The 20,890-nt window shown below is 25.5% G+C and carries 22 protein-coding genes; 15 read left to right on the forward strand and 7 right to left on the reverse strand.

Annotated features, from left to right (window positions below):
• Positions 1–3: 3 nt before the first annotated feature.
• From ADFLV_RS07820 to ADFLV_RS07830, 3 genes are all read left to right on the forward strand, one after another.
• Entirely contained in the window at positions 4–591 is a 588-nt protein-coding gene (locus ADFLV_RS07820) for a flavodoxin family protein (protein ID WP_129011614.1), read from the forward strand.
• A gap of 107 nt (positions 592–698) precedes the next feature.
• Positions 699–1,751, forward strand: a complete 1,053-nt coding sequence (locus ADFLV_RS07825; protein WP_129011615.1) for a tyrosine-type recombinase/integrase — start codon at positions 699–701, stop codon at positions 1,749–1,751.
• A 53-nt stretch (positions 1,752–1,804) separates the two neighbouring features.
• A complete protein-coding gene (locus ADFLV_RS07830; RefSeq protein WP_014474236.1) occupies positions 1,805–2,161 on the forward strand; it encodes a sirohydrochlorin chelatase in 357 nt (118 codons plus the stop codon).
• On the opposite strand, the gene ADFLV_RS07835 is transcribed toward ADFLV_RS07830, so the two are convergent.
• The 5 genes from ADFLV_RS07835 to hemW are packed head-to-tail and all read right to left on the reverse strand — an operon-like array spanning position 2,162 to position 6,913.
• Positions 2,162–2,440, reverse strand: a complete 279-nt coding sequence (locus ADFLV_RS07835; RefSeq protein ID WP_014474237.1) for a hypothetical protein — start codon at positions 2,438–2,440, stop codon at positions 2,162–2,164.
• Between the two features lie 18 nt (positions 2,441–2,458).
• Complete coding sequence (locus ADFLV_RS07840) at positions 2,459–2,929, reverse strand: hypothetical protein (protein WP_014474238.1); 471 nt, start codon at positions 2,927–2,929, stop codon at positions 2,459–2,461.
• A gap of 53 nt (positions 2,930–2,982) precedes the next feature.
• On the reverse strand, positions 2,983–4,950 hold the full coding sequence (locus ADFLV_RS07845; RefSeq protein ID WP_129011616.1) for a M3 family metallopeptidase: 1,968 nt from the start codon (positions 4,948–4,950) through the stop codon (positions 2,983–2,985).
• 14 nt (positions 4,951–4,964) lie between these two features.
• On the reverse strand, positions 4,965–5,792 hold the full coding sequence (gene prmC, locus ADFLV_RS07850) for a peptide chain release factor N(5)-glutamine methyltransferase (protein WP_129011617.1): 828 nt from the start codon (positions 5,790–5,792) through the stop codon (positions 4,965–4,967).
• A 53-nt stretch (positions 5,793–5,845) separates the two neighbouring features.
• Positions 5,846–6,913, reverse strand: a complete 1,068-nt coding sequence (hemW, locus tag ADFLV_RS07855; protein ID WP_041654776.1) for a radical SAM family heme chaperone HemW — start codon at positions 6,911–6,913, stop codon at positions 5,846–5,848.
• Positions 6,914–6,968: 55 nt separating this feature from the next.
• Between hemW and ADFLV_RS07860 the strand changes: the two genes are divergently transcribed.
• From ADFLV_RS07860 to folP, 5 genes are read left to right on the forward strand one after another with little or no spacing between them, the layout of a single operon-like run.
• Positions 6,969–7,466 carry an RNA pyrophosphohydrolase gene (locus ADFLV_RS07860; RefSeq protein ID WP_014474242.1) on the forward strand — a complete coding sequence of 166 codons (498 nt, stop codon included), beginning with the start codon at positions 6,969–6,971 and terminating at the stop codon, positions 7,464–7,466.
• A gap of 17 nt (positions 7,467–7,483) precedes the next feature.
• Entirely contained in the window at positions 7,484–8,695 is a 1,212-nt protein-coding gene (locus tag ADFLV_RS07865) for an aspartate kinase (RefSeq protein WP_014474243.1), read from the forward strand.
• Between the two features lie 2 nt (positions 8,696–8,697).
• Complete coding sequence (locus ADFLV_RS07870; protein ID WP_014474244.1) at positions 8,698–9,249, forward strand: HobA family DNA replication regulator; 552 nt, start codon at positions 8,698–8,700, stop codon at positions 9,247–9,249.
• A 2-nt stretch (positions 9,250–9,251) separates the two neighbouring features.
• A complete protein-coding gene (locus ADFLV_RS07875; protein ID WP_014474245.1) occupies positions 9,252–9,881 on the forward strand; it encodes a DNA polymerase III subunit delta' in 630 nt (209 codons plus the stop codon).
• 11 nt (positions 9,882–9,892) lie between these two features.
• Positions 9,893–11,032: a dihydropteroate synthase gene (gene folP / locus ADFLV_RS07880; RefSeq protein WP_014474246.1), complete on the forward strand. Its 1,140-nt coding sequence runs from the start codon at positions 9,893–9,895 to the stop codon at positions 11,030–11,032.
• 13 nt (positions 11,033–11,045) lie between these two features.
• Here folP and ADFLV_RS07885 read toward each other — a convergent pair whose 3' ends face one another.
• Positions 11,046–11,876 (reverse strand): prephenate dehydrogenase, encoded by an 831-nt coding sequence (locus ADFLV_RS07885; protein ID WP_014474247.1) that lies wholly within the window; start codon positions 11,874–11,876, stop codon positions 11,046–11,048.
• Positions 11,877–11,983: 107 nt separating this feature from the next.
• Here ADFLV_RS07885 and bamA point away from each other — a divergent pair, with 107 nt between their 5' ends.
• From bamA to ADFLV_RS07915, 6 genes are read left to right on the forward strand one after another with little or no spacing between them, the layout of a single operon-like run.
• Complete coding sequence (gene bamA, locus ADFLV_RS07890) at positions 11,984–14,269, forward strand: outer membrane protein assembly factor BamA (protein WP_228712397.1); 2,286 nt, start codon at positions 11,984–11,986, stop codon at positions 14,267–14,269.
• A complete protein-coding gene (locus tag ADFLV_RS07895; protein WP_014474249.1) occupies positions 14,269–15,342 on the forward strand; it encodes a dehypoxanthine futalosine cyclase in 1,074 nt (357 codons plus the stop codon). Before bamA ends, ADFLV_RS07895 begins: the two co-directional genes overlap by 1 nt.
• A 59-nt stretch (positions 15,343–15,401) precedes the next feature.
• Complete coding sequence (locus tag ADFLV_RS07900) at positions 15,402–16,640, forward strand: M16 family metallopeptidase (protein WP_014474250.1); 1,239 nt, start codon at positions 15,402–15,404, stop codon at positions 16,638–16,640.
• A 2-nt stretch (positions 16,641–16,642) separates the two neighbouring features.
• Positions 16,643–17,944: a glutamate--tRNA ligase gene (gltX, locus tag ADFLV_RS07905; protein WP_014474251.1), complete on the forward strand. Its 1,302-nt coding sequence runs from the start codon at positions 16,643–16,645 to the stop codon at positions 17,942–17,944.
• Positions 17,941–18,213 (forward strand): YggT family protein, encoded by a 273-nt coding sequence (locus ADFLV_RS07910; RefSeq protein WP_014474252.1) that lies wholly within the window; start codon positions 17,941–17,943, stop codon positions 18,211–18,213. Before gltX ends, ADFLV_RS07910 begins: the two co-directional genes overlap by 4 nt.
• Positions 18,214–18,222: 9 nt before the next feature.
• Complete coding sequence (locus tag ADFLV_RS07915) at positions 18,223–19,884, forward strand: lytic transglycosylase domain-containing protein (RefSeq protein WP_129011619.1); 1,662 nt, start codon at positions 18,223–18,225, stop codon at positions 19,882–19,884.
• Here ADFLV_RS07915 and ADFLV_RS07920 read toward each other — a convergent pair.
• Positions 19,853–20,332 (reverse strand): hypothetical protein, encoded by a 480-nt coding sequence (locus ADFLV_RS07920; RefSeq protein WP_129011620.1) that lies wholly within the window; start codon positions 20,330–20,332, stop codon positions 19,853–19,855. The two genes, ADFLV_RS07915 and ADFLV_RS07920, sit on opposite strands and share 32 nt — an antisense overlap.
• Positions 20,333–20,474: 142 nt before the next feature.
• On the opposite strand from ADFLV_RS07920, the gene ADFLV_RS07925 reads away from it, so the two are divergent.
• Positions 20,475–20,861: a PLDc N-terminal domain-containing protein gene (locus ADFLV_RS07925; protein WP_129011621.1), complete on the forward strand. Its 387-nt coding sequence runs from the start codon at positions 20,475–20,477 to the stop codon at positions 20,859–20,861.
• The last annotated feature ends 29 nt before the right edge of the window (positions 20,862–20,890 follow it).

A 20,890-nucleotide genomic window follows, 5' to 3' on the forward strand; every position in this document is an offset into this window, starting at 1 on the left:
TAAATGTTTATAAACATAATTGATTGCACTGAAAGATCAGATAAAAATATTGAAGATATAATAAGCTTTCTCATAAATTATTTTGATTCTTTAAATATAAAAAATGAAAGAATAAGATTTAAAGATTTCAAAATTGTTACATGTACACAATGTAGATGTTGCACTTTAATAAAAAGTGATAATCCTACAAAATGTGTTATAAAAGATGATATGAATGATTTACTTGATAAAATTGAAGAAGCTACGGCATTTGTAATTGTAGCTGATAGAAATGATTTATTTAATAGAAATAAGTTATTTGAAAAAGTTGAAAGTAGGTTAATCGCATATCATTATTGGCCATATGGCCAAGCTCATTCAACTCCAAGAAAAACAATTTTGGATAAAACTTCTATTTTAATAAATTATAATACAACAAAATATTTTATGAATCATAGTTTTTACATGGCAAGAATGTATATGGAAGAAGCATCAGTTTCTATTGGAGCAAAAGTATTAGACTGGCAAGTAATTATTCCTACAAATGATTTAATTAAAGATTATGCTAAAAGATTAAAAGAAATGGCAGATAAATTAGTCAATAACTCATAATAGATATTCTAAATTTATTTTAGTATTGAAAACTATAATTTTCAAACTAAAATAAATATATCTTCTGATATAATACTTTCATTAAATATTAATTGATTAGGATTAAGATGAGATACGATTTAGATTTTAAAAATAGTTTTAATGATACATTTTTATTTTGGATTGAAAGATTTGTTAGAAATAAACTTACAACACTATCAAACAGACAAGTTACAGATAAAGAAAAATTAGCTTCTATAATTCAACAATTAGTAAAAGGAACTAAATCTATTGATGAATTAGCTACTATTGTCAAAGAAGCTAGAAATATTGGTTTAGCAGGTGTCAATACATATTTTAATCCCCTATTTAAACTATACAATTTTATTGTAACTCTTGGACTTGCTTCAATGAGAGAAATAGATGAAGAATTACTTAGCGATTTTTTAGCAAGTGAAACTAGCTCATTATCTGATGCCTCTAAAAAAAACCATAGAATAGCCCTATTATCACTATTTTCATATATAGATAAGCAAAATCAAAATGAAGATGGAAGTTCATATTTATTTAAAATTGAATTAAAAAATTGGGGAGGTTTAAGTGGAAAAAGTGGCACAAAACTACCCTCTTTTATGAATAAAGATGAAATTGATAGATTTTTAAATGCAATTGATACTTTTGAGTTTTCAGATAATACTTCTTATCGAAATAGATTAATATTAAAAATTATAATTTATACTGGTATTAGGGTTAGTGAAATCCTAAATTTGAAAATCAAAGATATGTTTCAAGAAGATAATGTTTATTTACTTCAAATTAGAGGTAAAGGTAATAAACCAAGAGTTGTAATGATAAAAAGCTCAATTATTGAAACTGATTTAAAAAATTGGTTAGATATGCGAGTTTGTAATAGTGATTTGTTAGTTTGTAATCAAAAAGGTGACAGATTAACGCAAGCTTATATAAGTAGAATTGTTGAAAATATCTTAATAAGTGCTGGAATTAGAAAAGAAAAAAATGGTGCACATATGTTAAGGCACAGTTTTGCAACCCTACTTTATGCAAAACATCATGATTTAATACTTGTTCAAGAAGCTTTAGGTCATGCAGATATTAATACTTCTAGAATTTATACACACTTTGATAAAGAAAGATTACGTAAAACTACAGAGATATTTTAAATAATATTTCTGTAATATAAATAAATATTTAATTTAAGAGAAAGGATGAAAGAATGGAAGCTTTAATAATTGTAGCTCATGGTAGTAAAATGAAAAGTTCAAATGATGAAATCGTAACAATTGTAGAAAAAATTAAAGAGTCAAATGAAAACACAAATCTTCATGTTTTTCATGCTTTTCTAGAATCAACAGATCCTTCTTTATTTATATCAATAAATAATGCAATAAGTAAAAAATGTAAAAAAATTAAGATTTTTCCTTATTTCTTAGCTGCAGGAAAACATGTAACTGAAGATATTCCTTGTGAAATAAAAAAATTCAAAAAACAATATCCTGAATTAGAGTTTATTTTATTACCACATATTGGATTATGTAATGGCATTGAAAATATGATAATTTCAAACTCTTGATTACCAAAGAGTTTGAGTATTATCATCTAAGTTTGATTCTGTAACTTCTAAATAAATATTTTTATCATAATCAATATATATATTGTATTCTCCTATAGAAACACTCTCTTCTACATCCCTTTTATTAAAATATACATTATCATTATTGTAATTATAAAAATTTGATAAATGATATTCTACTAATGATGGAGCCATATTATCTATTGTTGTTTCCAATGAATAAAAATTATTGACTCCAAATAAATTAAATAAAGAATCTTTATCTACACTAATAATCATAAATAAATAATTCTTTGATTAATGATTAAAACCATTTAATAAAGAAGCCATTCTATTTAAATCAATTTTATTACTATTTGATTCTTCTTTTACTTCTTCTTTTTGTAATACATTTTCAAAAGAGTTAGGGTTTGTATTTAAAATATTTGGTTCTTCTTTTACTTCTTCCTCTTCTTTCTTATCTTCAACTTTTGTTGTATTAGAAGAATTATTATTTATATTGCTTGTAGTATCAATTTTTCTATTTAAAATACTTTCAATTTTACCTAACATAGAACTAATATTTGATTTATCTTCTTGTGTATGATTTTTAAACTCATCAACATTTTTCTCTAAATCTTCTTTTGCTGCCTCTAGGTCTAGTACTTCATCTTCTAATTCTGTAATTCTACTTTTTAAATTATTATTTTCTTCTTGAAGTTCTTCATATGCCTTAATTAGAGTACTTAAAGCATTATTTAGTTTTGAAATTGTTTCTGCGTTTGTCATGGTTATTAAATCCTCATTGATATATATTATTAAAAGCCGTATTATTACAAAATTTAGCTAATAATTCCATCAATTTTTAATAAAGAATCAACACTTGGTTCTCTTTGTGCAAAATTAAAAAATAATTTATCCATATCATACGAACCACCTTGGCTTAAAATCGTATCTCTATATTTAATTCCTAACTCTTTGTTAAAGATATTTCCTGAATCAATAAACATATAAAATGCATCTGCACTTAAAACTTCTGCCCATTTATATGAGTAATATCCAGCAGAATATCCTCCACTAAAGATATGAGAAAAACTATTTTGGAATTTATTATATCTTGGAGGTATCATTGCTGAGAATTTTTCTCTTACAGAATCCAATAAATTTTGTATCTCTTCTTCAGTTTTGTATAATTTTTGATGTAGTTTAAAATCAAACAATGCAAATTCAACTTGTCTTACAGTTGCTAAAGAAGATTGAAAATTTTTAGCTTTTATAATTCTATTTATAGCTGCATCATCTAAAACTTCTCCTGTTTGATAATGTTTTGCAAAAAGTTTTAAAACATCTTTATCATAAGAGAAATATTCTAAGAATTGTGATGGAAATTCTACTGTATCCCAAGCAACACCAGAAATTCCACTAACAAATGGCTCTTCAATTTTACTTAAAAGGTGATGTAAAGCATGACCCATCTCATGGAAAAGTGTTACAACATCTGAATGTCTTAATAATGAAGGAGTTTCTTCTGTAGATTGTGGGAAATTTCCTACAATATAAGCTGTTGGAAGTTGTATTTCACCTTTTGAGTTTCTATGGTATGTATGCCAATTATTCATCCATGCACCACCACGCTTCTCTTTTCTAGCTTCTAAATCTATATAAATTCTAGCAACTATTTTTCCATCTTCGCTTAAGTCATATACTTTTACTTTTTCATCCCAAGCAGGAGTATTTGCTTTTGTAAATTTAATATTAAACATTTGATGTAAAAAATCAAAAAATCCATTTAAAACTGATTGTTGTTCAAAATATGGTCTATAATATTCTTCATCTAAATCATATTGAGCTTTTTTTAATTTCTCAGAATAATATGACATATCACTAGATCTAAAATCTGTTATTCCATCTTTTAAAGCAAGAGCTTTTATCTCTTCAAGTTCTTCTTTAGCTTTGTTTTTAGCTTTACTCCCTAATTCTTCTAAAAATGAAACAACATCTTCTTCTTTTGAAGCCATTTTTGTAGCAAGTGAATATTGAGCATAGTTTTCAAAACCTAAAATTTTTACTTTTTCATCTTTTAAAGCTAAAAGTTCTTCTATTATTTTTCCATTTTCTGGTGCTCTTGTACAATAAGCTTTATAAATCTCTTCTCTTTTTTCTCTAGAAGTTCCATAAGTAATATATGCTAAATATGATGGCATTTGAAGTGTAAATTTATATTTTGTAATTCCCTCTTCTTCAAATTTTGCTAATTCTAAGTCAGAAGCTGGGATTTCTTTTACATCTTCAAAATTATCAATTATCATTTCAAAAGATTTTGTAGCATTTAAAAGGTTTTGTGAAAACTTATGAGATAGTTCACTAAGTCTTAAACTTATCTCTTCTAATCTTTTCTTTTTGTCATTTTCAAGATGACAACCTGAAAGTTTAAAGTCTCTTATTTCATTTTCTAAAACTTTATTCTGTATATTATTTAAAGATCTTTTTTCTTTAGACTGTATATCTTTAAAAGATAGATATATATTTTCATTTTGAGAAATTTCAGTTTCATATTTAGAGATAACAGGAATACACTCTTCATAAACTTTTGTAGTTATTTCTGAGTTTTTAACAGAATCAATATGAAAGATTGGAGTTAAAAAATCATTTATACTCTCCCCTATTTCTTGAAAAGGTAAAACAAAATTTTTATAAGTTTTATTTTCTATTTTTAATAACTCATCAACTTTTTTTCTATTTTCATCTAAAAACTTTTCTAATAATTCTTTACTATTTTCTAAATTACTTAAATCAAATTCTTTAAACATTTTTTATTCCTTTCTCATTTTCTAAATTTTAGAGTAAAGCCTCTATCAAAACTTTCATAATCTTTATAAAAACTAAATGAGTCCACATTAAACTCTTTGAAATAGTTTTCCAAAGGAGCTTTTTGGTCAAATCCCATTTCACAAAGTAAATATGGTATTTTTCTTTCACTAGTTTGTTTTATAATATCTTTTAAAAGTTCATCTCCAATATCCCCACCAAACAGAGCATTTGATGGTTCATATTTTACATTTGTTGGAAGTTTATAATTATTTGCAATATATGGAGGGTTTGAAATGGTCATAAAAATATCATTTTCTTGAATATTTTCATATAAATTACTCAATCTAAACTCTATTTTATTTTCAACTCCATGTTTTATAGCATTTTGTTTTGCTAACTCCAAAGCTTTTTCATTTATATCAACTGCTATAATTTTTATATTTTCAATCAATATTGCAATCATTACAGATATTATTCCACTTCCTGTTCCAATTTCCAAAACTTTTATCTCTTCTTTTTTATCTTTTAAAATCTCAACAGCATTTTCGACTAAAATTTCTGTTTCAGGTCTTGGAATTAAAACTCCCTCTTTTACAATAAACATTTCTCCATAAAATGAAGCTTTATTTATAATGTATTCTAAAGGGTAGTTTGTAGCTCGTTTTTTTACTAAAATTTCAAGTTCTTTTTCTTTTAAAAACTCTTGATTATAGTTTAAATGGAGCCAAATAGTGTTTTTCTCTAGTAGATGCATAATTAGTATTTCAACTTCTTTTGCAGGAATATGAGTTACTAATTTTAATTGATTTGTATATTTTCTTACAATTTCTTTTATCGTCATTAATTTATTTACCTTTTAAAAGTTTAGATTATATTATAAAAATAATTAAGAGATTAATCTAATATGTATAAAGCTAACTCATCAGCCAATAAAAAGTTCTTATTAAAGACTTTTTCATTTTCTATATAAAGTTTATCATATTGTATTAATTCATCAATTTTTTCTTTTTCTTTTTCATTAAAAAGCTCTAATTCTACGCCATTTGAACATCTAAATCCAAGTAGAATTTTTTCCGTTTTTATATCTGTTTCATCAATTTCTTCTACTTCAAAAAATAGTGGATTAGATATATATTCTTCTATACTTTTTGAAGGATATTCTCTTTGAGAATTTATATATCCAACAGCTCCAGCTCCAACACCTAAATACTCTTTATGTTGCCAATAACCATAATTATGTTTTGATTCTGATTCTTTGTTTTTTGCAAAATTTGAGATTTCATATTGAGTAAAACCTTTTTTTGAAATATAATCAAATATCTCATAAGACAACTCTTCATCATCAATTTTTACACTACTTCTATCAAAGAATTTAGTTCCCTCTTCTATGGTTAAAGAATAAGCACTTAAATGGGTAATAGGAAGAGAAAAAGCAACATCTAAATCACTTTTTATAGTTTCTATTGTATCACCTTGAACACCATAAATTATATCACAATTAATACCTTTAAAACCTATACTATTTGCATTTTGTATAGCTTTTATAGCACTATTACTATTATGTGAACGACCAAGAAATTTAAGCTTATTATTTTCAAAACTTTGAACTCCAAAACTAACACGATTTACACCTAAATCTTTCATACTTTGTAACCATTCAAAAGATGCAGAGTTTGGATTAGCTTCAGTTGTAATCTCTGCATTTTTTTCTAAAAATGGTTTTATCATAGAAAAAATTTCTTCATATTCAAAAGCTTTTATAGTTGAAGGTGTTCCCCCACCTATAAAAACTGTTTCAATTTTTTTATCTCTTTTTAAAACATAATTATCTAAATTATATTTTAATTGTTTTTTTAATGCCTTCATATATTCGTGTTTTAAAGAAAACTTATCTGTATATGAGTTAAAAGCGCAGTAAAAACATTTACTGTCGCAAAAGGGAATGTGTATATATAAAAGCAATTTTTAATCCTAGTTTTTGTAAAATATCTGGCTAATTATAAGGGAAAATATATTTATGACTGATAAAAAAGAAATGACAATTAATCACGAGAAAAAAAAGTTCAGACCAAATGTAGCCGCAATTGTACTATCAGCAAAATATCCTCATAAGTGCGAAATATTTATTGCTTCAAGAACTGATGTAGAAAATGCTTGGCAATTTCCCCAAGGGGGAATTGATGAAGGAGAATCTTCAAAAGAAGCACTTTTTAGAGAACTTGAAGAAGAAATTGGAACTAGAGATATTGAAATCATTGCAGAATACCCTACTTGGGTTTCATATGAATTTCCTCCTGCTATTGCAAAAAGGATGTATCCTTATGATGGACAAAGACAAAAATATTACCTAGTAAAACTAAAAAAAGGCGCTAAAATAAATATTAATACTGAGATTCCTGAATTTAGCGAATATAAATTTGTGCCTACTAAAAATATTTATGAATATATAACTTTTTTCAAAAGAACTGTCTACAAACAAGTTTTAAAATATTTTAAAAATGAAGGTTATATTTAAAAAGGATAAAAAATTAGATGTTAAAAGTACTTAAGTTTGGTGGAACAAGTGTTGGTACACTTGATAGAATACAAAATGTTGCAAATATTATCAAAAAAATAAGAGATGAAGGTGATGATGTAATTGCAGTAGTTTCAGCTATGAGTGGAGAAACTAATAAATTATTAGAATATGCAGAATATTATTCAAAAACTCCTAAGTTAGATGAAATTGATATGCTTTTAAGTTCAGGAGAAAGAGTTACTTCTGCACTTTTATCTATTGCTTTAAATGAAATGGGTTATAAAGCAATGTCTATGAGTGGAAGACAAGCTGGAATTGTTACAGATAATGCTCATACAAAAGCAAGAATTGAATCTATTGATACAACGCAAATGAAAAAAGCTATAAAAGATGGGAATATTATCATAGTTGCTGGTTTTCAAGGAGTTGCTCAAGATACTTTAAGAGTTTCAACTTTAGGTAGAGGTGGAAGTGATTTAACTGCTGTTGCAATTGCTGGAGCGATTGAAGCTGATCTTTGTGAAATTTATACTGATGTTGATGGTATTTATACAACGGATCCAAGAATTGAACCAAAAGCAAAAAAGCTTGAAAAAATTTCTTATGATGAAATGTTAGAATTAGCAAGTTTAGGTGCAAAAGTATTACAAAATAGATCTGTTGAAATGGCGAAAAAATTAAATGTAAATTTAGTATCAAGAAGCAGCTTTACGCCAGAAGTTGAAGGTACGTTAATAACTAAGGAAGAAAATATTATGGAAAAACCAGTTGTAAGTGGAATTGCTTTAGATAAAAATCAAATTAGAGTAGGAATGTATGGAGTTACAGATAGACCTGGAATTGCTTCAGCTATTTTTACAGCACTTGCTGATGCAAATATAAATGTTGATATGATAGTTCAAACAAGAGGACTAGATGGAACAACTGATTTAGATTTTACAATTCCAACTACTGATTTTGAAATTTGTAAAAAAGTTATGGAAAGATTTAGAGAACAAGCTAAAAACATTGATTACAATGAAGCAATTTGTAAAGTATCAATTGTTGGAGTTGGGATGAAATCTCATACAGGTGTAGCTTCAAAAGCATTTACTGCACTTGCAAATGAAAATATAAATATAAGAATAATTTCTACAAGTGAAATTAAAATCTCTATGATAGTTGATTTAAAATATGCAGAACTTGCAGTTCGTGCTTTACATGATGCATATCACTTGGATAACTAGAAGTGCAAGAATTTTTAAATTGGACTGTTAATACAATCAGGGAAGATAGACTTATCTCTCCTTGGTTAGAAGAAAAAAAATATGAATGGACACCATTAGTATCAAAAAACATCAATAATCTACTTGAAAGAGGTTTCTCTATTATTGTTGTTACAGATAAAGAAAGAGAATGGTTTTTAGAATATATTTTAGCTAATATTAATTCTACAAAATTAAATAGACCCTTTTTACCTTATTATGATTTTAAATCTTTTTATAGATACATTGATGCTGTAAAATCAGATGAAGATATTTCATATATAAAAGATATGTTAAGTATCTCTTTTCCAAATGGATACTGTTTTTGGTATATTGGTAAAAGTCAAGATGTAAGAGCTATTATTCCAAAAGTCTCTAAAAACTCTTTTTTATGGCTATTTGATGAAGAAAAACAAGATGCATTTAATCTAAAAAGTAGTGATGAAGCTTTAGATATGAAACTTTTACAAATGTTTAGGTTATATAATAAATCAGTTAGTGCTTCTTTATTTGCTGAAATTAATGTGGAAAATTAAAAGTGATTGAATTTATTGAAAACTCTTCTATTTTAATAGTAAATGATATTGAGTCAACATTAAATGAATTATTGACAAAATATCCTTTACATTCTACAAGAATTATAAAAAATGAAGAGAAAGAAGAATTTTTAATTGCACAAGCTACTCAAGCAATAAAAGAAGCATATATAGCTTCAAATGAAAAAAAATATATTTTTTTATGTGGATCAACTTTTAGAAAAGAAGCTCAAAACTCTTTACTTAAAATTTTAGAAGAACCACCAAGAAATGTTGTATTTATAATAATAACAAATTCAAAAACTTCTCTTTTACCAACAATTTATTCAAGATTGCCTTATAAATATTTAAAAAAATCTTTAATAAAATTTGAATCTACTTTAAATATAAATAAGTTAGATTTGAGAGATATCTATAACTTTTTAAAAGAAAATCAAAAAATTTCTAAACAAGAAGCCAAAGATATTGTTGAATCAATTTTATTAAAAGTAAATAATCAAAAAATAAAGTTATCACAAAAAGAACTAGAATTTTTTTCTAAATCAATAAAACTATTAGAATTAAACTCAAGACCTATAAATGTGTTAACAACCCTACTTCTATTTTTGGCAAATCAAAAAAATAAAAACTAAAAAGGTTTTATATGCAAACATATAAAATATCAATATCTGATACAAAAAAATTTTATGAAAATCTTGGTTGTGATAAAGGTGGTATAGAAATACTATCTAAAAAATCAAAACTTCATACTTTGTACATAAAAGATTTACATGTTGGTGCAGCAAATATTTTAAAACAAGATGCTTTATCTATTGGTGCTGATTTAGCAGTTCCAAGTGGAGTGATTGTAGCTCGCGATAAATATGTGGATGCTGTGTTAATTGGTACAACTAAACACTTTGAAGTTTTATCAAGAAAAGAATTAGCTCAACCTTTTGGTTTAAAAGAGTTAGCAAAATCTTTAAAAGATTATGTAAAAGAACAAAACTATAAAACAAAAATAATGGGTGTTTTAAATGCAAATGAAGACTCATTTTTTAAAAATAGTAGATTTGATAACTCTAGTGCTTCAATAAAAATTGAAAAAATGATTGAAGATGGTGCAAATATTATTGATATTGGAGCTGTTTCTTCTAGACCTGGAAGTCTTGCTGTTACTGAAGATATTGAATTAGAAAGAGTAAAAGATATAGTTCAAACTATTTATAAAAATAAATACTATGAAAAAGTTGATTTTTCAATTGATTCTTTTGCTCCAAAAGTTATTGATTATGTTTTAAATCATGGTTTTAAAATTGTAAATGATATTACAGGTTTAGAAAATGATGAAGTTTGTAAACTTGTAGCAAAATATAATGCTCAAGCAATTATTATGCATATGCAAAATAATCAAACAAATATGCAAGATAATCCAATATATGAAAATGTGATTTTAGATATTGATACTTATTTAAAAAATCAAATCCAAAAAGCAAAAAGTTTTGGAATTAATGATATTGTTTTAGATGTTGGAATTGGATTTGGAAAAACATTAGAACATAATTTATTACTTTTAAAAAATTTAGAACATTTTAAACATTTTGGTTATGAATTATTAATAGGAGCAAGTAGAAAATCAATGATAAATATGATAACTCCAACAGAAGTTGTTGATAGACTTTCTGGAACTCTTGCAATTCATTTGGAATCTATTAGATATGGTGCTTCAATTATTAGATGTCATGATGTAAAAGAACACTATCAAGCAATAAAAGTTTTTGAAGCAATAAACAATATAAATTAAAAAGAGATACTATTTATAGTATCTCATGTAATGTATTTGCTTTTTTCATCCAATCTTCTAAAACTTCATAATTTTCATCTTCTATCATTTTTTTTGCTTCATTTAATTGATTTTCAAATGTTTCAATAGCTGCTAAAAGATTTTTTCTATTTTGTTTAAAAATATCACTCCACATTCTTGGACTTGATTTTGCTATTCTACTCATATCTTTAAATCCACCAGCTGCAAGTGCAATAATAGCTTTTGGATCTTCATGACTCATAACTGTATTTGCTAGAGAAAAAGAGATAATATGAGGTAAATGAGAAATATAACAAGCATGAATATCATGTTGTGAACTATCCATAACAACAATTCTCATACCAATTTCTTGAAAAATTCTAAATGCTTTATTTACATGAATATTTGCATTATCCTCTAAATCACAAAAAACAACTGTTTTCCCTTCATATAAATCATCAATAGCAGCTTTTGGTCCAGATTTTTCTGTTCCTGTCATAGGATGAGCTGCTATAAAATTTTTTCTTATTTTTTCTGGAATATTTTTTACAATATATTCTTTTGTAGAACCCATATCAATAATAGTTGTATTTTCATCAATATCTAAAAAATTTGGAAACATTGAAATAATAGCATCCACAGGAATAGCTAAAATTATTACATCAGAAACTTTTTTTAATGTTTCTAAATCAACTAACTCATCAACTAAGTTTAAATCTAAGATATCTTTTTTATTTTTTTCACTATTAGTAAAACCATAAACTTTTTTTGCAATACCATATCTTTTTACTGCCTTTGCTAAAGAACCACCCATAAGTCCTAAGCCAATAATTCCTACGTTCAAAATATAACCTTTTAACAAATAAATTAAGCTTGGATTATATCTTACTTTATATTTATATAAACTATATTTAGATATATTATTGCACTATAATGAAAATAAGGATAGTTGTGAAAAATAAAGTCGTACTATTATCTTTGGCTTGTGCAACAGCATTAAGTGCAAATACAATAAAATCTATAGAGTATAAAGATGTTAATAAGATTTCACCTCAAATTTTAAATGAAACATTAAATATGAATGTGGGTGATGAACTTGATGAAAATAAATTAAATGATGCGGTTATAAATTTTTATAAACAGGGTTATTTTGAAGATATTAAAGTTATAAATGAAAATGGAAATTTGAAATTAATATTTAAAGAAAAACCTTCAATTGCAAGTATTGATATTAAAGGTTATAAATCAAGAGCTGAAGATATTGATACACTCAAAACTGTTTTGAGGCTCAAAAAAGGGTCAATGTATACTGAAAAAAAAGTAAAAGAAGCAAAAGAAAAACTTCTTAGTATGCTTGAAAGTGAAGGATATATCAATTCTGTTGTTGAAACAGAAGTTGAAAAAATAAATGAACAATCTTTAAAGCTTACATTTAATGTTAATAAAGGTGACGAAATTATTATTAAAAAAGCAAACTATCATGGTGCTGATAAATTAGAACAAGATGAATTTGATCATGTTACTGCAAATAAAGAAAAAGAGTTTGCTTCTTGGTGGTTTGGTCAAAATGATGGTGAAGTAAAGATAGATCAATTAAAATATGATGCTAGAAGAATTAATGATTTATATTATGAAAAAGGTTATTTAGATGCACAAGTTAAAGAACCTTTTTTAGATATTGATTTTGCTTCAAATCAGGCAAAGCTTGACTTTTTTATCACAGAAGGTGAAAAATATACAACTAATGATATAAAAATATATTTAGATTCTTCAATTGTAGATCCTGCAACTATTTATCCTGAACTAAAATTAATTGTAGGAAATACTTTTAATATTAAAAAACTAAGACAAGATCAAGATTATATTAAAACTCAAGTAGCAAATCAAGGTTATGCTTTTGCTGATGTAAGATTTGATTTAAAGAAAAATGAAAAAGAACAAAAAGTTGATGTTGTTTTTAATGTAATCCCTGGTAAAAAAGTTTATATTAATGATGTAAAAATTTCAGGAAACAACAGAACTTTAGATAGAGTTATTAGAAGAGATGTTTATTTAGCTCCTGGAGACTTATATAATCTTACAGATTTTAAAGATTCAACAAATAAACTTAAACGTTCAAGATTCTTTGAAGATGTTCAAATAGAAGAAAAAAGAGTTAGTGATACAAAAATGGATATTGTTGTAAAAGTAACTGAAGCACCAACAGGTTCGTTAATGCTAGGTGGAGGTTATGGTTCTTATGATAAATTTATGGTTAATGGATCAGTTAGTGATGTAAATATCTTTGGTTCAGGTCTTGCTTTATCATTAAGTGCAGATTTGTCAGCTAGATCAAATAGATTTGAATTAAGCTTAAAAAATCCTGCAATTAATGATAGTAATTATAACGGTGAAGTTGAAATTCATAGTACAGAATCAGAAATCAATAGAGATACTTATGATTCAACTATTGATACAAAAGGTTTTTCAGTTGCTTTAGGAAGAGAACTTGTAAGAAACTTATATGCAGGAGCTAGATATAGACTTGACTTTATTAGTGAAAATTATGATTATAGTTCTACTTTCTTAAGTGAATATAATACTAATGTTGCTAATGATCCAGATTTTGCAAAAAGTCATCAATTATATAAAGACCAAGATTATACTTCAAGTTCAATTACTCCCTATCTAAATTATGATAACACTGATGATTACTACTTCCCAAGAGAAGGCTATAGAGCAGGAATTTCTGCTGAATATGCAGGTGTTGGTGGAGATTCAAAATATATAAAACCTAGTGCATATTTAAAATATTTCTATTCACTTGAAGATTTAACAGAACTTGATTGGGTTTTAAGATTAAAAACTCAAATGAAAATATTAATTGACAATGGGCAAATTAATCAAGGTGATTCTTTATATTTAGGAGGACCTAAAACATTAAGAGGATATAAATCTTATGCCTTTCCATCAAATGAGAAAGGATATAAAACTGAACCATATAAAAATATGTGGGCAAGTTCAGCAGAAATGAGTTTTCCATTAATTCCAAGTGCAAAAATGAGATGGGGGGTATTCTATGACTACGGTATGATAGGTCAAGATACTTTTAATGACGTAGAAAGATCAGGTGCAGGATTATTATTAGAATGGATTTCTCCAATGGGTCCATTACAGTTAATCTTTGCAAGAGCACTTGATGATGAACCAGGTGATGATACATCTTCATTTGAATTCTCATTGGGAGCAAGTTTCTAATGGTAAAAAAAATAGAAGTTGATTTAAAAAAACGACTTACAAATGAAGAAGCACTTGATTTAATAAGAAATGCTTCACTTTTAGAATTAGGAGAAATGGCAAGTAGCAAAAAAGCTGAATTGCATCCTGAAAAATTAACAACATTTATAGTTGATAGAAATATTAACTATACAAATGTTTGTTGGGTAGATTGTAAATTTTGTGCCTTTTTTAGACACGGAAAAGATGAAGATTCTTATGTTTTAAAATTTGAAGAGATTGATGAAAAAATAGAAGAGTTATTAGCTATTGGTGGAACGCAAATCCTTTTCCAAGGTGGTGTTCATCCAAAACTAAAAATCGATTATTATGAAGAGTTAGTAAATCATATTCATTCAAAATATCCACAAATCACAATTCATGGATTTTCTGCTATTGAGATTGATTTTATAGCAAGAATTTCAAAAATTTCAAAACTCGAAGTTCTAAAAAGACTACAAGCAAAAGGTTTAAGTTCAATTCCAGGAGCTGGTGCTGAAATTTTATCTGATAGAGTAAGAGATATAATTGCACCAAAAAAAATGGATACACAAGAGTGGTTAGAAGTTCATAGACTTGCCCATTCAATTGGTATGAAAACAACTGCAACTATGATGTTTGGTACAGTTGAAACTGATGAAGAGATAATCGAGCATTGGGAACATTTACGAAAACTTCAAGATGAAACAGGTGGTTTTAGAGCATTTATCATGTGGTCATTTCAAGGTCAGAATACTAAATTATTAGAAGAACACCCAGAAATCAAACCTCAATCTTCAAATAGATATTTAAGATTATTAGCTGTTTCAAGATTATATTTAGACAATTTTAGAAATATGCAAAGTTCTTGGGTAACACAAGGCTCTTATATTGGTCAGTTAGCACTTAAATTTGGTGCAAATGATTTAGGAAGTACAATGATGGAAGAAAACGTTGTAAAAGCAGCTGGTGCAGCAAATAGAATGAATCAAGATGAAATGATTAGATTGATAAAAGATATTGGTGAAAATCCAGCAAAAAGAAATACAGCTTACGAGATTTTAGAAAGGTTCTAAATCTAATGAAAATAAAATACTATTTTTTATTTATACTAGTAATTTTACAAGGAAGTTTAATGAGTGCTACAATTAAGCATATTAATATAAAAGGTGTTGAAATACCAGTAATTTTTGAAGAACAAAAAAGTTTACCAATTCTAAATCTACAACTTGTTTTTAAAAATTCTGGTTATATTCAAGATAAAAATAAAAGTGGTTTAGCTAATCTTTCTTCAAAGCTTTTAAATGAAGGAACAAAAGAGTTAGGTGCAACAAAATTTGCACAAGAACTTGATGAAAATGCAATTAGTTTAAACACTTCAAATGGGTTTGAAACATTTGTTATGGAATTATCAAGTTTAAAAGAAGAAGCATCAAAAGCCATTTTACTTTTAAATGATTTATTAAAATCACCAAATTTTACAGATGATACATTGACAAAGTTAAAAACTATTCAAGTTGGAAGTTTAAAAAGAAAAGAAAATGATTTTGATTATGTTGCACAAAATCAATTAAAATCAATTCTTTTTAAAAATACAGCTTTACAAAATCCTTCTTCTGGAACAATAGAGTCTATTTCTAAAATAGAATTAAAAGATATAGAAAATTTTTTAGATAAAACTTTATGTTTAGAGAATCTAATTATAGTTGCTGGAGGAGATTTTAGTTTAAATGAATTTGAAAATTTAATAAAACCTATTTTAGAAACTTTAAAAGTTGGAACAACTCAAGAAGCAAAAAAAGTTGATTTTATATCTAAAAAAGAGGAAAAAACTCTAATAAAAGATACAGAACAAGCTTATATTTATTTTGGAAGTTCATTTAATGTAGATTCTAAAGATGAAGAAAACTACAAAGCCAAAGTTGCATCATTTATATTAGGTGGTTCAGGTTTTGGTTCAAGATTAATGGAAGAAATTAGAGTAAAAAGAGGTTTAGCCTATAGTGCATATGGTTCAATCTCTATAAATAAATCGCACACATATTTTAATGGTTATTTACAAACTAAAAATGAAAGTGCAAACGAAGCACAAAAATTAGTTTCTCAAATTATTGCTGATTTCGTTGAAAAAGGTGTAACAAAAGAGGAATTAGAAGCGGCTAAAAACTTTTTAACAGGAAGTGAACCACTAAGAAGTGAAACTTTATCTCAAAGATTAAATAGAGCTTTTACTTTATATTATAGAGGTTTAGAGCCTGATTATTCAAAAAAAGAGCTAGAAAAAATTCAAACTTTAGAGCTAGCTGATTTAAATAAATATATAAAATCTCATAATGAGATAAATAATTTAACATTTTCAATTGTAAGGAAATAATTTTGTTAAGATTTGCCCCAAGTCCAACAGGAGATATGCATATTGGTAACCTTAGAGTTGCTATTTTTAATTATATTGTATCAAAACAATTAAATGAAGATTTAATTATTAGAATTGAAGATACAGACCTTGAGCGAAATATAGAAGGTAAAGATAAAGAAATTTTAGAAATATTAGGTCTTTTTTCTATTGAATATAAATCACTTTTTTATCAAAGTGCAAATTTAAAATATCATCAAAAAATGGCTTTACAACTAATGACTCAAAAAAAGGCATTTGCATGTTTTTGTAGTGATGATAAGCTTGATGAACTAAGAGAAGAAGCAAAAAAAGAAGGAAAACCTTTCAGATATGATGGTTTTTGTGAAAATTTATCTGATGAAACAGTTTTAAATACAAATGCTCCTTTTACAGTAAGAATTAAAAAACCAGAGCACAATATCAAATTTACAGACCTTTTAAAAGGTGATTTTGATTATGCACCATTTGATATTGATTCATTCATTATTTTAAGACAAGATAAAACTCCAACATACAACTATGCTTGTGCTGTTGATGATATGTTAATGGATATTTCTGTTGTAATTCGTGGTGAAGACCATGTTTCAAATACTCCAAAACAAATTCATGTAAGAAACTCTTTAGGATATGAAAAAGAGATAAAATATGTTCATTTACCAATTATTTTAAATGCTCAAACTGGTAAAAAAATGAGTAAAAGAGATGATGCAAGTAGCGTTAAATGGTTAATTGAACAAGGTTTTTTACCAAGTGCAATTGCTAATTATTTAGTTTTAATGGGGAATAAAACTCCAACTGAGATTTTTACACTAGAAGAAGCAATAGAATGGTTTAAAATTGAAAATGTATCAAAAAGTTCTGCAAAATTTGATATTGATAAATTAAGATTTATTAATAGAAAACATATTGAACTACTTGATGAAATGAGATTATCAAAAATTTTAGGTTTTGCTGATGCAGATATAGGAAAACTAGGAAAAATTTTCTTAGAAGAAGCTAGTACAATAAAAGAGATAAAAGAAAAAATTGAACCTATTTTTACACCTAAAAACTCTTGTGAAGGTTTTGAAGAAGAATTTTCAAAATTAAAAGAGTGTTTACAAAAAGCACCATTTTTTGAAGACTATGAAGAGTTAAAAAAATATGTGATGGAACAAACAGGATTAAAAGGTAAAAATCTATTTAAACCATTAAGATATATTTTAACAGGTGTTGATAATGGTCCAAATATTTCGGATATTTATCCTTTAGTTAAAAATTATTTAGGAGAAATCATAAAATGATTGATGCCTTATTAAACTCTATTTTTACAGTAGTTTTAACTATTATATTTTTATATAAATGGATTATCATTATTTCAGCTATCTTAAGTTGGATACGACCAGATCCTTATAATCCAATTGTTCAAATGCTTTATAGATTAACAGAACCTGCTTATGCATTTGTAAGAAGATATATCCCAACTGTAGTTGGTGGAATGGATTTAGCTCCACTTATTTTAATTTTTGCATTAATTTTTTTAGAGACATTTTTAAAAAGTTTAGCTTTTTAATACATAATTATGAAAAAACAACTTTTTAGCTTAACTGCTACTATATTATTAAATTTATCTATTAGTGCTAATGAAATTAGCACTACGGATTTCTTACAAAAAGATTTTAAAGTTACTTTAGATTGGCTTGAACAAAAACCTAAATCTTATGCAAAAGATTTTTTTATTTTACAATATCTAAATCAAGACAATTTATCTTTTGAAAATGCGAAAATTGCTTATGAAATGGGCAATGGAACAAATGCTACACTAAAAAAAGTTTTTAATGATAAATATAAAAAAACAGCTCCAATAGATTTAAAATGTTATAGAGCAACTATAGAAGAACTAAAAGATGAAGATTCAAAGTGTATAGCACTTGGTTTATCTTTGAAAGAAGCTTTACAATTATCTAAAAAAGATTTAGAATTTTTTATTAATAAACTTGACCCTTATCCTACTTTAAAATATGATTTAAAAATTATCGCATCAGATGATATTTACACTAATTTAATAAATAGTGATATAAAAAGATTTTCAAGATTCTTTTTTGACTTAGGTAGTAATTTTAGAATAAAAGTTTTAAATAAAAAGTTACCTCCTGAGTTAATAAATAAATTATCTAAAGAAAAAGATTTTGAAAGATTTTTAAGATATGTTGTTTATGATAAAAATCTTAATAATCTTCAAAAATCACTTTTTATTTTAAAAGATGATAAGAGTTTGACATCAAGTACAAATTTTTTACTTGGAATTAATGCAGTAAACAATAATGATGCAAAAATTGCATATAACTTCTTTTTTAATTCATTTAATAAAGCATACTTAAGAATTGATAAAGACAAAGCTTTATTCTGGTTATATTTAGTAACACAAAACAACTCTTTTTTACAAGAATTATCAAAAAGTTGGGATAATAATATTTATACTTTATACGCAAAAGAATTATTAGATATAAAACCAGATAACTTAATCTATACTGTTGATTTAAAAAATACAAAAAGTTCTTTTGATATTTATGATGCTTTTAAATGGATGGAAGTAGTTGAAGATACTAAAAAAAATTTAGATGATACTAAACTACAAAAATATTATGATATTTTCACAGATGAAGATACCCTCCCCCATTTAACTTTTGTTTTAGAAAGATATAATAAATATAAAACTCAATATTATATAACTCCATTTAGAAATATTATAAAAAATTATGATGTATATAAACAAGTTATGATTTATTCAATAGCAAGACAAGAGAGCCATTTCATTCCATCTTCTATATCTTTTTCTTCAGCTCAAGGAGTAATGCAGATTATGCCTTTTTTATCACTTGATATTTCAAAAAAATTAAATGAAAATTATAATATCTATGAACAATTTATTCCAAATAAAAATATTCAATATGGAAGCTTTCATTTAGATACTTTAATGAAACAATTTGACAATAATCCTTTATTTATTGCTTATGCTTATAATGGTGGAGCTGGTTATACAAGAAGCCAATTAAAAAAAGGACTTTTTAAAGAAAAAGGCAAATTTGAGCCATTTTTAAGTATGGAAATGATTTCATTTAATGAGACAAGAGAATATGGAAAAAAAGTTTTAGCTAATTATTATATTTATAATAATTATTTAAATAGTGAAAATAAAATTTCACTATCTACTATTTTTGAAAGTCTAGTATCCCCTTACTAGATTTTTCATTAGTCAATACCAATTTTAAATTATTTCCATCTATTAAATCAAATTTTACTAAATAATAATTACCCCAATTGTTTTTTAGCATTAAATCTTTAAAGTTTTCATTTTCTTTTTCAACTTTCTCTATAAAAATAGGTTCTTTACCATTTAATAAAAATTTATAACTATTATCTTTTATACTTTGTGTTTCAGCATTTGAAAAATATGTAAATACTAAAAATATTTCATTTTTTGTATCAGATAGTTTTTTATCAACTTTATTTAAATAAGTTGCCATAAAAATAACAGATACTTCTTCATCTTTTAATAAATCAGTTTTTTTTGTAAACTGAACTCCTCTTGTTTCTATATCTTTTTTTTCAAAATATCTAAATGCACTATTTTTAGGACCACATGAAATAAAAAAAAGTGAAATAAATAAAAGAAATAACATCTTATACATAACTTCTCCAAACTTTAATTGTTCACATTTTACTGTAGAAAGGCTTTAAAAAATATTTTTATTATTTTAAAGAAAAAATTTAATAAAAAATGTTATCATAAACATAAATAATAATTTTAAGTATAAAATAAAAGAATTGAAAATGAATAAAATTATAAATAAAAAAATTAAGTTAAATGGCAAGTTAAGAAGCAGTTTAAGAAAAAAATCTCCCGAAGTTACTTATTCAAATATAATAAATTCTGGATATATAGAAGTAAAAGAAAAATATAAACCCAAAATTTTATTTATTCAAATTATTTTAAATTCTTTATTATTAGCTGTTGCATTATATTTTGAAATATTATTATTTATTATTATTTTCGCGTTAAATTATATAATCATTTGGTTATATTCATTTATTTCTATAATGAAAGATACATTTAAAAAAAGAAGCAACAAATTATTTTGGATAACGCTCTTGTTATTTGTACCTTTTAGTGCTTTTGTTTATCCTGATTTTAAAAAAGTACAAATTGTTAAAGAGTAACTAAATTTAATTTAACAATCATTTAGATA

Source organism: Arcobacter defluvii, from assembly GCF_013201725.1.
Classification (GTDB): Bacteria; Campylobacterota; Campylobacteria; order Campylobacterales; family Arcobacteraceae; genus Aliarcobacter; species Aliarcobacter defluvii.

Excerpts from the sequence above, each read along its gene's own strand:
- ADFLV_RS07825 (WP_129011615.1), top strand. The coding sequence starts at position 699 with ATGAGATACGATTTAGATTTTAAAAATAGTTTTAATGATACATTTTTA.
- ADFLV_RS07860 (WP_014474242.1), top strand. The coding sequence starts at position 6,969 with ATGACTGATAAAAAAGAAATGACAATTAATCACGAGAAAAAAAAGTTC.
- ADFLV_RS07845 (WP_129011616.1), bottom strand. The coding sequence starts at position 4,950 with ATGTTTAAAGAATTTGATTTAAGTAATTTAGAAAATAGTAAAGAATTA.
- ADFLV_RS07900 (WP_014474250.1), top strand. The coding sequence starts at position 15,402 with ATGAGTGCTACAATTAAGCATATTAATATAAAAGGTGTTGAAATACCA.
- ADFLV_RS07915 (WP_129011619.1), top strand. The coding sequence starts at position 18,223 with ATGAAAAAACAACTTTTTAGCTTAACTGCTACTATATTATTAAATTTA.
- ADFLV_RS07910 (WP_014474252.1), top strand. The coding sequence starts at position 17,941 with ATGATTGATGCCTTATTAAACTCTATTTTTACAGTAGTTTTAACTATT.
- ADFLV_RS07840 (WP_014474238.1), bottom strand. The coding sequence starts at position 2,929 with ATGACAAACGCAGAAACAATTTCAAAACTAAATAATGCTTTAAGTACT.
- ADFLV_RS07895 (WP_014474249.1), top strand. The coding sequence starts at position 14,269 with ATGGTAAAAAAAATAGAAGTTGATTTAAAAAAACGACTTACAAATGAA.
- ADFLV_RS07820 (WP_129011614.1), top strand. The coding sequence starts at position 4 with ATGTTTATAAACATAATTGATTGCACTGAAAGATCAGATAAAAATATT.
- ADFLV_RS07865 (WP_014474243.1), top strand. The coding sequence starts at position 7,484 with ATGTTAAAAGTACTTAAGTTTGGTGGAACAAGTGTTGGTACACTTGAT.
- folP (WP_014474246.1), top strand. The coding sequence starts at position 9,893 with ATGCAAACATATAAAATATCAATATCTGATACAAAAAAATTTTATGAA.
- ADFLV_RS07830 (WP_014474236.1), top strand. The coding sequence starts at position 1,805 with ATGGAAGCTTTAATAATTGTAGCTCATGGTAGTAAAATGAAAAGTTCA.
- ADFLV_RS07925 (WP_129011621.1), top strand. The coding sequence starts at position 20,475 with ATGAATAAAATTATAAATAAAAAAATTAAGTTAAATGGCAAGTTAAGA.
- ADFLV_RS07835 (WP_014474237.1), bottom strand. The coding sequence starts at position 2,440 with ATGATTATTAGTGTAGATAAAGATTCTTTATTTAATTTATTTGGAGTC.
- ADFLV_RS07920 (WP_129011620.1), bottom strand. The coding sequence starts at position 20,332 with ATGTATAAGATGTTATTTCTTTTATTTATTTCACTTTTTTTTATTTCA.
- prmC (WP_129011617.1), bottom strand. The coding sequence starts at position 5,792 with ATGACGATAAAAGAAATTGTAAGAAAATATACAAATCAATTAAAATTA.